The sequence below is a fragment of the Amycolatopsis japonica genome, assembly GCF_000732925.1.
Lineage (GTDB): Bacteria > Actinomycetota > Actinomycetes > Mycobacteriales > Pseudonocardiaceae > Amycolatopsis > Amycolatopsis japonica.
Genome location: NZ_CP008953.1, coordinates 223,851 through 237,669, shown reverse-complemented (window position 1 = coordinate 237,669; position 13,819 = coordinate 223,851). Strand labels below are relative to the sequence as shown.

Annotated in this window: 12 protein-coding genes; 2 read left to right on the top strand and 10 right to left on the bottom strand. The window is 69.1% G+C overall.

The window, feature by feature from the left end:
- Window positions 1-257: 257 nt before the first annotated feature.
- On the bottom strand, window positions 258-1,151 hold the full coding sequence (locus tag AJAP_RS01170) for an LLM class flavin-dependent oxidoreductase (protein WP_038507518.1): 894 nt from the start codon (window positions 1,149-1,151) through the stop codon (window positions 258-260).
- A gap of 66 nt (window positions 1,152-1,217) precedes the next feature.
- On the opposite strand from AJAP_RS01170, the gene AJAP_RS01165 reads away from it, so the two are divergent.
- The gene (locus tag AJAP_RS01165; protein ID WP_228694834.1) at window positions 1,218-2,033 is read left to right on the top strand and encodes an HAD family hydrolase; all 816 of its coding nucleotides are present in this window, start codon (window positions 1,218-1,220) and stop codon (window positions 2,031-2,033) included.
- Window positions 2,034-2,106: 73 nt separating this feature from the next.
- Here AJAP_RS01165 and AJAP_RS01160 read toward each other — a convergent pair whose 3' ends face one another.
- Genes AJAP_RS01160 through AJAP_RS01150 form a run of 3 tightly spaced genes read right to left on the bottom strand, consistent with a single transcriptional unit; the run spans window position 2,107 to window position 5,938 of the window.
- A complete protein-coding gene (locus AJAP_RS01160; RefSeq protein ID WP_038507515.1) occupies window positions 2,107-2,841 on the bottom strand; it encodes a lysophospholipid acyltransferase family protein in 735 nt (244 codons plus the stop codon).
- Between the two features lie 53 nt (window positions 2,842-2,894).
- Entirely contained in the window at window positions 2,895-4,331 is a 1,437-nt protein-coding gene (wsfD, locus tag AJAP_RS01155) for a glycan biosynthesis hexose transferase WsfD (protein ID WP_038507512.1), read from the bottom strand.
- Window positions 4,328-5,938: a hypothetical protein gene (locus tag AJAP_RS01150; protein ID WP_038507509.1), complete on the bottom strand. Its 1,611-nt coding sequence runs from the start codon at window positions 5,936-5,938 to the stop codon at window positions 4,328-4,330. The genes wsfD and AJAP_RS01150 overlap by 4 nt, the downstream gene beginning before the upstream one ends.
- A 260-nt stretch (window positions 5,939-6,198) precedes the next feature.
- On the opposite strand from AJAP_RS01150, the gene AJAP_RS01145 reads away from it, so the two are divergent.
- Complete coding sequence (locus AJAP_RS01145) at window positions 6,199-8,142, top strand: DUF6541 family protein (protein ID WP_051972298.1); 1,944 nt, start codon at window positions 6,199-6,201, stop codon at window positions 8,140-8,142.
- Between the two features lie 4 nt (window positions 8,143-8,146).
- Here the strand turns inward: AJAP_RS01145 and AJAP_RS01140 are convergent, their stop codons facing one another.
- The 6 genes from AJAP_RS01140 to AJAP_RS01115 are packed head-to-tail and all read right to left on the bottom strand — an operon-like array spanning window position 8,147 to window position 13,816.
- Window positions 8,147-9,121: a lysylphosphatidylglycerol synthase transmembrane domain-containing protein gene (locus AJAP_RS01140; protein WP_038507506.1), complete on the bottom strand. Its 975-nt coding sequence runs from the start codon at window positions 9,119-9,121 to the stop codon at window positions 8,147-8,149.
- Window positions 9,122-9,155: 34 nt separating this feature from the next.
- A complete protein-coding gene (locus tag AJAP_RS01135) occupies window positions 9,156-10,397 on the bottom strand; it encodes an acyl-CoA reductase (protein ID WP_038507503.1) in 1,242 nt (413 codons plus the stop codon).
- A complete protein-coding gene (locus tag AJAP_RS01130) occupies window positions 10,394-11,446 on the bottom strand; it encodes a LuxE/PaaK family acyltransferase (protein ID WP_038507500.1) in 1,053 nt (350 codons plus the stop codon). The genes AJAP_RS01135 and AJAP_RS01130 overlap by 4 nt, the downstream gene beginning before the upstream one ends.
- Window positions 11,443-12,852, bottom strand: coding sequence for an AMP-binding protein (locus AJAP_RS01125; RefSeq protein ID WP_038507497.1), 1,410 nt, complete (start codon window positions 12,850-12,852; stop codon window positions 11,443-11,445). The genes AJAP_RS01130 and AJAP_RS01125 overlap by 4 nt, the downstream gene beginning before the upstream one ends.
- Window positions 12,852-13,577: an SDR family NAD(P)-dependent oxidoreductase gene (locus AJAP_RS01120; protein ID WP_038522155.1), complete on the bottom strand. Its 726-nt coding sequence runs from the start codon at window positions 13,575-13,577 to the stop codon at window positions 12,852-12,854. Before AJAP_RS01120 ends, AJAP_RS01125 begins: the two co-directional genes overlap by 1 nt.
- Window positions 13,577-13,816 (bottom strand): acyl carrier protein, encoded by a 240-nt coding sequence (locus tag AJAP_RS01115; RefSeq protein WP_037333479.1) that lies wholly within the window; start codon window positions 13,814-13,816, stop codon window positions 13,577-13,579. The genes AJAP_RS01120 and AJAP_RS01115 overlap by 1 nt, the downstream gene beginning before the upstream one ends.
- Window positions 13,817-13,819: the final 3 nt, after the last annotated feature.

Sequence of the window (13,819 nt, the reverse complement as noted above, 5' to 3'; positions counted from 1 at the left end):
GTGCAATGAAAGGTCCTTTCCTTGCAAAATTTGCGAGGAAAGGACCTTTCCTCGCATCGGGCGGGTCCACAGATAAAAGGCTCGCGTGGTCACGGACTGCCCCTGCCGCGACCACGCGAGCCTTTCGTCCCCCATTCACCCCCGGGGTGACCCATGAGGGGTAGCCGTCGTCGGCCACACCCACTCGCTGTACTTGTTCTTCAGACGACTACTGGGCGGAACCGGTTTACCCGGCTCGCCAACGTCACCCGATCGGCCTAAGAGCTTCTCCCCTGGAGTACCGGGAGTACGTCGCTCACGACCTCTTCGAGCGTCGACTCGCGGCCGACGTAGTAGTCGCCGGACCTCGGCCAATGCGTGACGATGTCGGTGAACCCGAGTTCACCGGCCCGCCCGGCGGCGTCGGTGAACGCGCCCACGCTCTCGAGCGAGAAGACCGGCGCCGCGTCGAGGCTCAGGAACCGCTGCACGCTCGCCTTGTCCCGGCCAACGGCGTCGAGCCGCTCGTCGAAGGTCTTCACGAGCTCCGCGACGCCCTTCCACCACTCGTCCTGGGTGTCCGCCTTGACGCCGGTGGTGGCCCAGCCCGCGCCGAACCGCGCGGCGAGCGTCATCGTGCGGGGGCCGTTCGCGGCCACGAGGAACGGCAGCCGCGGCCGCTGCACGCAGCCCGGCAGGTTCCGTGCGCCCTTGGCCCGGTAGTACTCGCCCTCGAAGTCGAAGCCGTCGGTCATCAAGAGCCCGTCGAGCGCTTCGACGAACTCGGCGAAACGGTCCGTGCGCTGCTTGACCGACAGTTCGGGACCGTCGAGCACGGTGGCGTCGTAGTTGGTGTTCGGGACGCCCGCGCCGACGCCGAGGATGAAGCGGCCGTCGGAGATGTCGTCGAGGGTGGTCAGCTCGCGGGTGAACGGCACGGGATGCCGGGCGACCGGCGATGCCACGAAGGTGCCCAGTCTGATCCGCGACGTCACCATCGCGGCCGCCGTCAACGTTGGCATCGCACTGAACCACGGGCCGTCGACGAGAGTCCGCCAGCCGAGGTGGTCGTACGTCCAAGCGTGGTCGAAGCCGTATTCCTCGGCGGCCCGCCATTTCGGCTCGGCCGCCCACCAACGATCTTCCGGAAGGATCACGATGCCTACGCGCACACCGGGAAGGTACTGGTCCAGACCGACACTTCGCCCGATGGGCGGATCTTCGGGGACAATGTGCCGGTGGAAAAGCCCCTCTTGATCGCCTCCGACGTCGACGGCACCCTGCTCGCCCCTTTGGAGGTCCTGTCCGAACGCACGATCGACATCGTCCGGCGGGTCACCGAGGACGGGGTCCCCTTCGTGCTGGCCAGCGGCCGTCCGCCGCGCTGGATCGCCCCGATCGCGAACCCGCTGGGCCTCACCGGCTACGCGGTCTGCGCGAACGGCGCGGTGCTCTACGAGATCGGGACGGACCGGATCGTGGCGGTCCACGGCCTGCTCGAACCGGCACTGCTGCACGACACCGTGAGTGCGCTTGATCACGCCCTGCCCGGCTGCCGGTTCGCCGCGGAACGGGTCGGCGAGTCCGCGCAGGACCCGCGCGTCCGCAGCTTCGTGATCGAGCCCGACTACCACAATCCGTGGGGCAACCACGAGGGCGCGGAGGCGCCGCGGGCCGAGGTGCTCGGGCATCCGGCGATCAAGCTGCTGATCAGCAGGCGCGGGATGAGCTCCGACGAGATGGCGCGGGCGGCGCGTGAGGTGCTCGACGGCTCCGTCGACATCACCTACTCGACCGACACCGGCCTGATCGAAGTCGCCGCGCACGGCATCACGAAGGCGACCGGGCTGGCCGAGGTCTGCGAGCGGCTGGACGTGCCAGCCGAGCGGGTGATCGCGTTCGGGGACATGCCCAACGACGTCGAGATGCTCGGCTGGGCCGGCCACGGCGTCGCGATGGCCAACGGGCACCGCTACGTGTTCGACGTCGCCGACGAGGTGACGGGGCCGAACTCCGAGGACGGCGTCGCGCAGGTGCTGGAGCGCTGGTTCTGAGGCGACCGGCAAGTCCGTGAAGGCCTCCTTGAGGGACTCTGGGTCCCTCAAGGAGGCCTTCACGGACCGGGGGCTAGCGGCCTTCGCGGTCGAGTTTCGCGGCCTCTTCCGGCGTCGGCGCGGTGCCGCCGAGGTGCGCGGGCAGCCACCAGCGCTCGTCGTCGGAGGCGGGCTTCTCCGGGTAGCCGGCCTGGACGCGGTCCACGAGCGCCGACATCCGCACGCGAAGGTCCTTCGAAAGGACTTCGGCGTCTTCGTCGGCCTTCGGGTGCATCGGCTCGCCGACGAGGATCGAGATCGGGACGTGGCGTTTGGTGAGGTCCTTCGGGCGGCCCTTGGTCCACAACCGCTGCGTGCCCCACAGCGCCATCGGCACGACCGGGACGCCCGCCTCGGCGGCCATCCGGACGGCGCCGGATTTGATGTCCTTCACGGTGAACGACCGGCTGATCGTGGCTTCGGGGAACACGCCGACGACCTCCCCGGCCTTCAGGCGCTCGACGGCTTCCCGGTACGAGGCGAGACCGGCGCCGCGGTCGACGGAGATGTGGTGCATGCCGCGCATGAGCGGTCCGGCGACGCGGTTGCCGAAGATCTCCTTCTTCGCCATGAACCGGACCAGGCGTTTCGCCGGCTGCGCGCCGAGCCCGCAGAAGATGAAGTCGAGATAGCTCACGTGGTTGCAGGCGATGACCGCCCCGCCCGTCGACGGGATGTGCTCGGTCCCCTCCACCCGGATGCGGTTGTCCAGCACCCGGAACATCAACTTCGCCGCCATGATGACGGGCGGGTAAACGAGCTCAGCCATTCGTTCAGGTTACGCTACCGTAGGGTAACCAACCTACGGTCGCGTAGGTCACATCACTCCGAGCGCTCCTGACGCGCGAAGGTCACCACCGCCAGGACGACGCCGAGCAGCGTGCAGTACAGCGCGATCACCTGGTGTTTGACGTTCTCCAGCCCGTCGCCCAGCGCCGCCAGCACGAACTGCCCGGCGGCCACGGCGAGCAGGAAGCCCAGCACGACACCCAGCGCGGTGCGCCGGGTCTTCCAGCCACGCCACGCGATCAGGGCCCATATCGGCAGCAGGGCGAAGAAACCCAGTGGCGCCAGCAGTTTCGTCGCGGTCGAGACGATGGGGAAGCGATATTCCTGCGCTTCGGGGGCGAAGCCGGCCGACTGGTCGAAGCTGCCGAGGTAGGGCGGCCGCGCGGTGAGCAGATCGCCCGCCGCGCGATCCAGGATCTCGACCGTGCGGAAGGGATGCGTCGCGAAGTACTCGACGACGTTGCGCCTGCTGATCTGCTCGCGGTACTTCGGGTACTCGGGATCCAGTGTCGCGGGCTTCGGATGCCACCAGCCGTTGCCCGCGTACTGGCCGAACGAGGCGGGCAGTCCCAAGGCGGCGAGGTCGGCTTCGGTGTCGTGCCGACCGTCCACAATGGTCAAGAAGATCGTGTTGAACATGTTGATCTCCCGCGAATCGTCGCCCGGCCGCGCGGCGAGCGAGCCGTCGGGCAGTTTCGCGGGCTCGACGGTTTGCTGCGCGTAGGCCGTTCCCCCGGCGAGCGCGCCGATGACGAACACCACGGGGAGCCAGCGCTTCAGGCCGTGGACGCCCGCCGGGCGGACGAGCAGCGCGGCGAGCGCGAGCAACGGCAGGATCATCAGCGTCTGGACCTTGGCGTTGACCGCGATCACGCCACCGAAGAGCAGCACGGCCAAGCCCGCGTAGCGCCACCAGCCCGGCCTCGCGGACACCAGGAGACCGCCGACGGCGAGCAGGAGACCGAGGAACGCGGCGCCTTCGCCGAGCACGGACGCGAAGTAGCCGAAGAACGCGGAGTCCGCGACGACGAGCAGCAGCCCGACGGCCGCGAAGCCGCGGACGCGGCGCGAGTACGGCAGCCCGACGACGATCAGCGCTACCGCCGCGGCGGCGAGGACGCTGGTGAGCACGCCGAGAACCACCAGGCTGAGCGTCGATTCGAGGCCGAGCACTCCGCCGATCGACCGCGCGATCCGCGCGAACCAGCTCTGGGTCAGGAGATAGGTGGCGTCGCATTCGCCTGCCGGAACGGTGTAGGCGAGGTGGACGAAGCCCTCCGGCTTGCCCTTCCACGGGATGCCCGCGCCGCACAGCACACGGAAACCGTCGCCGTTGTCGGCCATCGCGACCGGCCTCGGCACGAGGAAACGCACCAGCAGCACGGTGAGCGCGGCGGCGAACACGCCGACGCCGAACAGGCGCGACGATGCTTCGAGCGCTGCCGGTCTGCTGGGGGAAACGACACTCACGCAGGGCACGGTACGTGGCGGAAATCGGGTGAGCGGTCGAGGGCCGCCCTGACCACCCGCTCGACGTCCGCCCGCAGGAACACGGTGATCCACGACGAGCTTCCTTCACGCGCGAAGGTCGCGACGCGGTACCTCGCCGCGTACGCCGGGTCGATCACGCAGGACTGCTTCGCCGCATAGCCGCTGTCGGTGATGACGGCGATCGTCGGATGGCGCCGGGAGACGACGGCCTCACCCACCTCCTCCGTCTGACCGCGGACGCCGACGATCTGCAGCTGCGTCCCGGCGTGATACGACAGCACGCCGGGCGCCGACGTGCTCACGACCGAACCGGGCGGCAGGTAGGCGTCGAGCCAGCGGCCGATCTCCTCCATCTGCGCGCCGTGGTCGTGCCAGGCACGCACCCGGCCCAGCATCTCCGGACTGAACACCGACACCAGCACCGCGAGCCCGGACAACGTCACCGCGGCGGCGGGCATCAGCAGTCGGATCGGCGGCCGAGGCCGCGGGCTCGGCTTCGCGGCCACCATCAGCACGCCGTAGACCGACACCGCCGCCACCGACAGCAGCGGCGGGATCGGCGCCAGCAAACGCCAGGCCGGCGCGGCGTCGCCGCCGAAGAAGACCACGAACCCGGTGAGTGCGACGGCGGTGCCGAGCATCAGCCAGGTCAGCGACCGGGCTTCGGCCTCGTGCGGGGTCCGGCCGGTGCGGCGCAGCGACAGCGCCACCACCGAGATCAGGCCGAGCAGCAGAAATCCTTGGTGGACCACGGAGAACCCCGACAGGTACTGCCAACCGCGGTCGATCCGGGACTGGATGCCAAGGTCGAAGGGGATCACGACCGAGGTCGGCAGGACATGGTCGTAGTAGGTCACCCGCCAGGCCGTCCAGGGCGCGGCGAACACGAGCCCGCCGAGCAGCCAGCCCACCGGCGACCACCAGGTGTACCGGCGGCGCAGGGCGGCGACGACGAGCCAGCAGCCCACCAGCACCGCGAGCAGGATCCCCGCCGGACGCGTCATCATCGCGAAGGCCACGAGCACCCCCGCGACCACCGGCCGCCGGGCCGCGAGCGCGGCGAAGACGCCGAACAGGAGCAGCACGAACAAGGGCGTCTCGGTACCGGAGCCGCCGTATGCGGCGAGGCCCCCGGCTCCGGCGACGAGCACCGCGGCGGCCACCCCGTAGGCGGGCCGCGGCTCACCCGCGGCCCGCGCGACCACCCGGTTCACGGTCACGTACGCGAGCAGGACGGCGCCGAGCGTGGCGAGAATGCCGAGTACGACCGCGGAGGTCTCGATATCGGCCCCGAAAGCGGCTTTCGGCAACGCGATCACGATCATCCAGAGGAAATTCGTGTACCCCTCGATCCGCTCACCGGTGTTGAACACCGGCCCATTGCCGTCGGCGATGTTCTGGGCGTATCGGAAGGTGATGTAGGCGTCTTCCGCGATGGTCGAAAACACCAGCTGGTGCACCAGCGAGAAACCGAGGGTCAGCATCAGCGCGGCGGCGCGCCAGCCCTTGTCCGCGCCGATCTTGGGCCAGGCCACCAGCACGAAGATCGCGACCGCGGACCAGGCGACGACAAGCGCGACCACCACCTGATCCCACCCTCCCGGGCCGTGCCACTCCCCTGACGAAAGACTACGGTCAAGTATCGATCACCGCGCCAAGGTGTTTCTTTCGGCGCAGTCAATTGACACGAATGGGCGAGCGACGTGTGCACCGAGTAAACGGAGTCGCGAGGTTTTCCCCGTCGGGATGTGACTCCTTCGGGTATCGGTCCCCGGTGGTTAATCTGGCTTCCCATTCCGTTCCGCACCTCGGGGGTTCTGTGCGGATTCCCCATCCGAGGTAGCCCGTGCCCACCCACACCTCCCTGTCGGCCGACGTCCTCACGGTGGTCGTCGCGCTGCTCGTCATCGGCCTTCCGGGTCTGCTCACCGGTCTCGCCGCCGGCCTGCGCGGCTGGGTGCTCGCGGGGATGACGCCGTTGCTGAGTTACGCCATCGGCGGGCTCGCGGGACCGTGGGCAGCCGCGCTCGGGCTGCCGTTCAACCCCGTGACGTACGCGGTCGCGACGGCGTTGTTCGCCGGTGTCGCGTTCGGACTGCGGCGGCTCACGCTGCGCCGGTGGCCGCCCGCGCCGGAAGAACCACTGTGGGGACGCTCCGGGCACCTCGCCGTCGGGGCGTGCCTGCTGCTCGCGGCCGCCGTCGGGATGTACGCGGTGGTACGCGGGATGGGCAGGCTGGACGCCATCCCGCAGGGGTTCGACGCGGTGTATCACGCGAACGGCGTCCGGCAGATCGCCGAAACCGGGGACGGCAGCCTGTTCGGCACCGGCGAGGTGAACTGGTACGGCGACGCGGCGCCGGTGTTCTACCCCAACGCGTACCACCTGCTCGCGTCCGTGGTGTATCTGCTGAGCCCGGCGACCATCCCGCTGGCCCTGGACGTGAACACCGCACTGCTGCCCGCGTTGCTGGCGTTGTCGCTGGTCACGATGGTGCGCGTGTTCCGGGGACGCGCGGTGTTCGCGGGCGCCGTCGCCCTCGTCTCGATCGCGCCGGTGATGGGCCTGTACGAATCGATGAGCAGGGGACCTTTGCTCCCGTTCCTGCTCGGCCTCGCGCTGACGCCGCTGGCCGCCGTCGCGGTGAAGCGGTACCTCGACCGTCCCGCACCCGACACCGGATTCGTGCTGCTGGCGGGCGCCGTCGGACTGCTGTGCGTGCACTCGTCGGCGTTGTTCGGTGCGATCCTGTTCGCCGGTCCGCTCCTGCTGCAGCGCTGGCTCGCGCCCGGGGAACGGTGGCGGCGGATCGGGCGGGATCTGCGCGCGCTGGCGATCGTCGGGGTCGTCGCGATCCTCGTGGCGTGGCTGCAGCTGTTCGGCGCGATCGGGCTCGCGAGCGGCGAGGTGCCCTACCGCAGCTGGCCGGTCGAATGGCGGGCGACGACCGCGCTCGGCGCGCTGCTCGGCTTCCAGCACCACGAGCCGTATCCGCAGATCTGGCTTTCCGTGGCGTTGTTGCTGGGCTTCATCTTCTTCTCGCGCGCGGGCGCGCTGCGCTGGATCGGGGTCACGGCGCTGATCACCGGGCTCGCCTACATCGCGGTGACGTCGTCCGAGCAGCCGCTCGTGCTGGCGCTGTCCCGGCCGTGGTGGAACGACCCGTACCGGTTCATGTCGATGGCGGCGATCCCGCTGTCGATCATCGCGGCGCACGGCCTCGCCGAGACGCAGGCGTGGCTGCGGGACAACGTCGCGCACCGAAAGGTGCCCGCGTTCGCCGTCGCGGTGGTGGTGTTCGGCGCGTTCGCCTTTCTCAGCAACGGTTTCTACGCGCCGTCCAACGCGGCGAAGGTCGCGCCCGGTTACGCGAACACCCCTGGCATCGACCAGCACAAACTGCCAGTGAGCCCGGACGAGGTCGTCGCGATGGAGAAGCTCGCCGAGTTCGCGAAGCCCGGCGAGCGCGCGCTGAACGACCGGCTGGACGGGACGGTGTGGACCTACGCGCTCTCCGGCGTCCGCACGACTTCCGGGCATTTCGACGAGACGCTGTCGCCGTCGGACGCGCGGCTGCTGGAGTGGCACTTCCGCGAGTACCCGTCCAACGCCCAGGTGCGGGCGGCGGTGGCGCGGCTGAACGTGCGGTGGGTGATCCTCGGGCAGTACGGCTACCCGCCTGGCGCGCCGCGCCAGGCGGGCCTGCGCGATCTGGACGGGCTGAACTTCGTGACCGAGGTGTACCGGAACCCCGACGCGGTGATCTACCGCCTGAACCCCCGCAATTAGTCGACTAATTGCGGGGGCGGGTGACGAGGCGGGCCGAGAGGGCGGCGCCGCCGGCGGTGATCAGGTCGGCGACGGTGAACATCACCCGCGACGCGATGGCGAAGGCCGTCGCCTGGACGACGGTGAGACCCGAGGCGGTCAGCACGGCGACCTGCGCGACCTCGCGGACACCGACCCCGCTGGGCAGGATGAACGCGAACGTCCCGACGGTCATCGCGACCGCCATCGCGCCGACGCACAGCACGAAACCGCTGAAGCCCGGCGTGCCGACGGAGTTCGCCAGCAGCCACAGGTGCACACCCTGCAGCGCCCAGGCGGCCGTCGACGAGCCGAAGACCTTCCCGACGACCGACCAGCTCAGCCGGTGGTCCAGCGGCGGGCGGCGCAGGATCCGCAGCACCAGCGAGGTGCCCCAGGTGAGCACGCGCGGGTGCAGCATCGCGAGCCCGACGGGGATGAGCACGAACAGCCACATCGCCCGCGGGCTGTTGCTGAACACCGCGGGGGCCGCGAGCAGCGAGACGACCAGCGCGGACACCACGCCGACGCCGAGCTGGATCAGCGAGCCGGTGAAGATCCGGGCCCTGGCGAGCCCGGCCTTGCGGCCCAGCTCCATCTGCAGCAGGTACGCCCACACCGAACCCGGCACGTACTTGCCGAGCGAGCCGACGAGGCAGATCTGCGCGCCGCGGGCGTAGCCGATCGGCTTGCCGAGGTCGTCGACCATGACCTGCCAGCCGTAGGTCGACACCATGATCGCGGCGATGAGCGCGAGCAGGCTCAACGTGGAGGATTCCCACGCGACCTCGGACAAGGTCCGCCAGAATTCACCCCAATTGGTGACAAGTGTCTTCGCCGCGAAACCGACGACCAGCAGGATGGCGACCCAGCGGACGACGTCGAGGATCTTCGCCTTCGTGGATTTCGGTTGTTTTACCGCAACCGAAGTGTCCTCTTCGGGCGTTTCGACCGTCGTCACTGAACCTCCTCTGCTGCTACCTCGTCACCGCAGGTCAGGCCTGTACGGTCACCAAGCGGCTGAACTCGGTCAGCAGATCGTAGCCGTCCCAAATCGCGGAGAACGTCAGGGCCGAACCGAAGGGAACGACCCGGTCCACGCCGCGGCCCGCCAATTCCGTCACGAATTCCGTCAATTCTTCTTTGGTGAAGCCGAATTGACCGACGGTTTGATCTTTGCGGAGCACGATCGGGACGAGGTCGGAAAGCGTGTCGACCCGCGCGTTGGCGAAAGTGCCCGCGCCGAGCCATTCGCGCGGCAGGACGGCGGGGTCGGCCAGCTCCAGTGTCGCGATGCCGTTGCCCTGGAACTCGATGCCGCTGACGAGCCCGTCGACGGCCGCGCCGTACGCCGAAACCCGCTTCTGCACGGCCATGGCGGGCTCGGTGACGTGCTGTTTCGTCGCCAGCACCTCGGCGAGCAGCTTCCGGAACTCCTGCCCGGCTTCGCGGGCGCCGTCTTCCTCACCGACCCAGAACACCGCGCGCGGTGACGAGCAGGCGGCCTGGTCGAACCAGTACGAGTCGTTGTAGAAGCCCTCGGCGGCACCGCGGCGCTCGGCCTCGGAGGCGTTCTGCCAGCCGCGGACCGACGCGACCGCGAACGACGACCGGTCCGGAAAGGTCAGGTCGCGGGCGTGCGGCGCGAGCGGGTACTTGCGCAGCGCGGCGACCGAGGCGTCGCCGCCCCAGATCACCCGCAGATCCGCGGCGACCGACAGTGCGCCGCTGATCGCGTCGCTGCGGTCGTAGGTGACCATGCGCTGCGTCGCGGTGATCGCGGCGGCAGTGTCGGCGTCCACTTCGGACAGTGCGGCGTTCAGCGCCTCCAACACGGTCTCGGCGGCACCGGCCGAACGCGAGGAGACGCGGACGACGTTGTGGTTGCCCGCCAGCGCCGAAAGCGCCCACGAGTACACGAAGATCGTGTCGACGTTGGCGGGCGGCACGTGGAAGACCAGCCCGCGCGGGAAGCGCAGCGCGTCGCCGGAAGTCTCCAAAGTGGACAGTGCCTTGGCGATTTCTCCCTTGCGCAGGAAGAAACCGAGAGACGCCAGCTCCGGGAAGCGGCGGGCCGTCGCGGGTGCGAGCAGCTTGCGCGCGAACTTCGTCAGGAACTCGACGACACGCGGGTCGCCGACGCGGAGCCGTCCGCCGACGGGTTCGGCCCGCAGCTCCTCGACCAGCTTGTCGACCTCGATCGCGTCGCCGAGCGGAAAACGCTGGTTGAGACTCATGCCGCCGCTCCCTGGAAGGTGTCCGAGCAACCGCGGGCCTCGGCCTTGGGCAGCCTGCCCATGACCGAGAAGTGCTTGCCCGGCCAGTCGCCGTCGTCGATCCCGTTGTAGACACCGAGGTCTTCGGTGAGCAGGACGTGGCCGGGGTACGAACGCGGCAGCGTGCTGACGACCTCGATCACCCCGGGCTCGCCGACCGGCTGCTCTTCCCAGGTCTCCGGGTTCCGGATCACCACATCGGCGAAATCGGGGCAGTACAACGAGTTCCCGGACGGTCCTTCGAGGAACACGGTGCCGATCTGCTCGATCATCCCGTAGTAGTTGTGGATCCGGGTGAGCCCGGTGTCCTCTTTGAAGCGACGGCGGAACTCGGTGTTGTCCACCGCGCGGTCGATCAGCTTCTTCCAGCCGCCGGAGTGGATCAGGATCCCGTTGGAGAGATCCAGCTCGTGCTCGCAGGCGACCTCGTAGAGGTACTGCCACACCATGAAGGTGAAGCCGAAGATCAGGAACGGCTTGTCGCCGTAGGTCGCCAGGAACGTCTTGACCGCCTCGACGTCCGGCTGATCGTTCTCGTCGAGCACGTAGGTGTGCTTGCGGCCGAAGTTCGCCATGCCCAGCACGCCCGCGCCGCGCGCGGAGAACGAGCGGCGGTTCTTGATGATGCCGATGGTGTCGACCATCAGCATCGGCAGGCGCTCGCCGCCGAGGACCTCCTGAAGGGTGGCGCCGAGCTGCTTGGTCTGCGCGCCGGCGGCGTCCTTGTCCAGGTAGATCCGGGACGCGCCCGCGCCGGTGGTGCCCGAGGAGGTCAGCGTCTTGAAGATCTCGGACTCGGGGATGCTGCGCAGGTCGTGCGTCTTGAACATCCGCACCGGCAGCCACGGCAGATCCGCGATGGACGCGAACGACGCGTCCCGCGCGATACCGAGCGACGACAGGATGCGCTCGTAGCCTTCGGAGTTTTCACGGTGGTGCGCGGTCAGTTCGGCGAGCTGCGGAAGCAACGACTTCTCGCGCTCCGCCTGGGACAACGTAAAGACGCTCATACCTGGGCCTCCAGCGACCGGTAGTCGATCTTGCCGCTGGCGAGCAACGGCACGGTGTCGATGGGGCGGACGTCGAAACCGCTCGTGTGCAGGTGCAGCCGCTCGGACAGCGCCTTGGCGGCGTCCTTGCAGATGGCCTTGGCTCCGTCGCCCTCAGGCAACTCGGCGAACAGGACGACCTTGTCCCCGGCCGGGACGGCGGCCACGACGTCGATCCCCACCGAAGCCGAACGCACGGCGTGCTCGAGATCATCCAGGCTGACGCGGTTGCCGAAGACCTTGCCGATCCGCTTGAGGCGTCCGGTGATGTAGAGGAACCCGTCCTCGTCGAGGTAGCCGAGGTCGCCGGTGGCCAGCACGCCGCCGTATTCGTCGCCCGCGGCCAGCCCGGCCTCGTCCTCGGCGTAGCCCATCATCACGTTGGGCCCGCGGTAGACGACCTCGCCGACGATCTTCGGATGCGTGGTCTCGGAACCGTCCTCACGCCGGATGGCGAACGAACCGCCGGGCAGCGCGGGCCCGGCCGAACCGAGCTTCTCCGCGAGCCGTTCCGCGGGGACGGTGGTCATCCGCGGCGCGGCCTCGGTCTGCCCGTACATCACGAACATCCGGCCGCCGACCTCGCGGATCTTGTCGTTGAACTGGGCGACGAGATCGTCGCGGAGCTTGCCGCCCGCCTGGGTCAGCGTGCGCAGCGTCGGGTACTTCGCCGGGTCGAACTTGAGGCGCCGCAACATCTCGTAGTGGTACGGAACCCCGGCGAGCGAGGTGACCTTGTGTTCGTTGACCGCGTCCCAGAACCCGCGCCCCAGCACGCCGGAGGGCTCGATGACCACGGTCGCGCCGCGGACGAGATGCGAGTTCAGCACGGACAGGCCGTAGCTGTAGTGCAGCGGGAGGCTGGTCGGCGCGATCTCGTGGCGGTCGATACCGAGCACCTCGGCGATCGCGTCGGCGTTGGCGTACACCGCGCCGCGGGAGAGCCGGACCAGCTTCGGATTCCCGGTGGAACCACTGGTCGGCAACAGGACCGCGAGATGCGGATGCGGCTCGACACCTTCGGCGGATTCCCGGACCCAGTGGCCGTCGGAGACGCCGTACCCCTCGGGGGCGGACGCGTCCGGTGCGGACAGCACGGCGGCCGGGCGGAAACGCTCGATGAGCCCCGCCAGGACGTCGGCGTCCAGCGCCGGGTCGATCAGCGCGATCGCGCGGCCCGCCTCGAAAGCGCCGAGGTAGTTCAGGACGCTGGAGAGGTCCACCGACATCCGCGCGAACAGCGCGCCCGGCGGCAGCAGCGACAACGCGGCACCCACGCGGGTGACCTCGGTGTCGAGTTCCTCGCCCTCGAGCGTCCTGCCGCTCGTGACGTCGATCAGTCGCGCACCCACACCCAGAAGGGTCATTACAGAACTAATCCTCCATCGATGCCCAGCACCTGCCCGGTGATGAACGAAGCGTCATCACTGACGAGGAACCGGATCGCGTTCGCCACGTCCTCGGGCGTCCCGAGGCGCCCCAGCGGGGTCTTGCCGATGTTCTCGGCCTTGGCGTCCTCGGTCAGGCCGGAGGTCAGGTCGGTGTCGATGACGCCGGGCGCCACCGCGTTGACCCGGATGCCGGACCGGCCGAGTTCCTTCGCGGCCGAACGCGCGATGTTCGCCACCGCCGCCTTCGAGGCCGCGTACACCGTCTGACCGGCGCTTCCGTACTCGCCGACGATCGAAGCGAGCACCACGATCGCCCCGGTCTTCTTGCGCATCATCGCCCTGGCCGCGGCCTGGACGGTGTGCAGCGTGCCGGCGACGTTCGTGCTCAGCGTGGTGTCGACCAGTTCCTCGCGGATCATGCCGAGGAGCGCGTCCTCCATGATCCCGGCGTTGGCGACCACGATGTCGAGCTTGCCGTGTTCCTTGGCCACCCCGCGGACCAGCGTCGACACGGCCTTGGCATCGGTCACGTCCAGGGCGAGCCCGCTCGCGGCCCCCGCCGCGGCCGCCGCTTCCTTGGCCTTCGCCTCGTCGCGGCCGGTCAGCACGACGGTGGCGCCCGCCTCGGCGAGCGCCCGCGCGGTGGCCAGCCCGATACCCCGGGTACCCCCGGTGACCAGGGCGACCTTGCCTTCCAGCATCACTTGTTCTGGAGGTCGGTCACCATGTCGACGGCGACCTTGAAGCTGGACATGTCGATCACCTGGTCGGTGTCGAATTCCACATCGAACTCGTCCTCGATGGCCGCGACCAGCGCCATGTGACCGACCGAGTCCCAGGCCTCGATGTCGCGGTACTTCAGGTTCTCGACATCGACCTCGCCGTCGAGGTCCAGCGCCTCGACGAAGACCTCACGCAGCTTGCCGGCGACTTCCGCCATGTC

Excerpts from the sequence above, each read along its gene's own strand:
- AJAP_RS01160 (WP_038507515.1), bottom strand. The coding sequence starts at position 2,841 with ATGGCTGAGCTCGTTTACCCGCCCGTCATCATGGCGGCGAAGTTGATG.
- AJAP_RS01135 (WP_038507503.1), bottom strand. The coding sequence starts at position 10,397 with ATGAGTCTCAACCAGCGTTTTCCGCTCGGCGACGCGATCGAGGTCGAC.
- AJAP_RS01130 (WP_038507500.1), bottom strand. The coding sequence starts at position 11,446 with ATGAGCGTCTTTACGTTGTCCCAGGCGGAGCGCGAGAAGTCGTTGCTT.
- AJAP_RS01125 (WP_038507497.1), bottom strand. The coding sequence starts at position 12,852 with ATGACCCTTCTGGGTGTGGGTGCGCGACTGATCGACGTCACGAGCGGC.
- AJAP_RS01120 (WP_038522155.1), bottom strand. The coding sequence starts at position 13,577 with ATGCTGGAAGGCAAGGTCGCCCTGGTCACCGGGGGTACCCGGGGTATC.
- AJAP_RS01115 (WP_037333479.1), bottom strand. The coding sequence starts at position 13,816 with ATGGCGGAAGTCGCCGGCAAGCTGCGTGAGGTCTTCGTCGAGGCGCTG.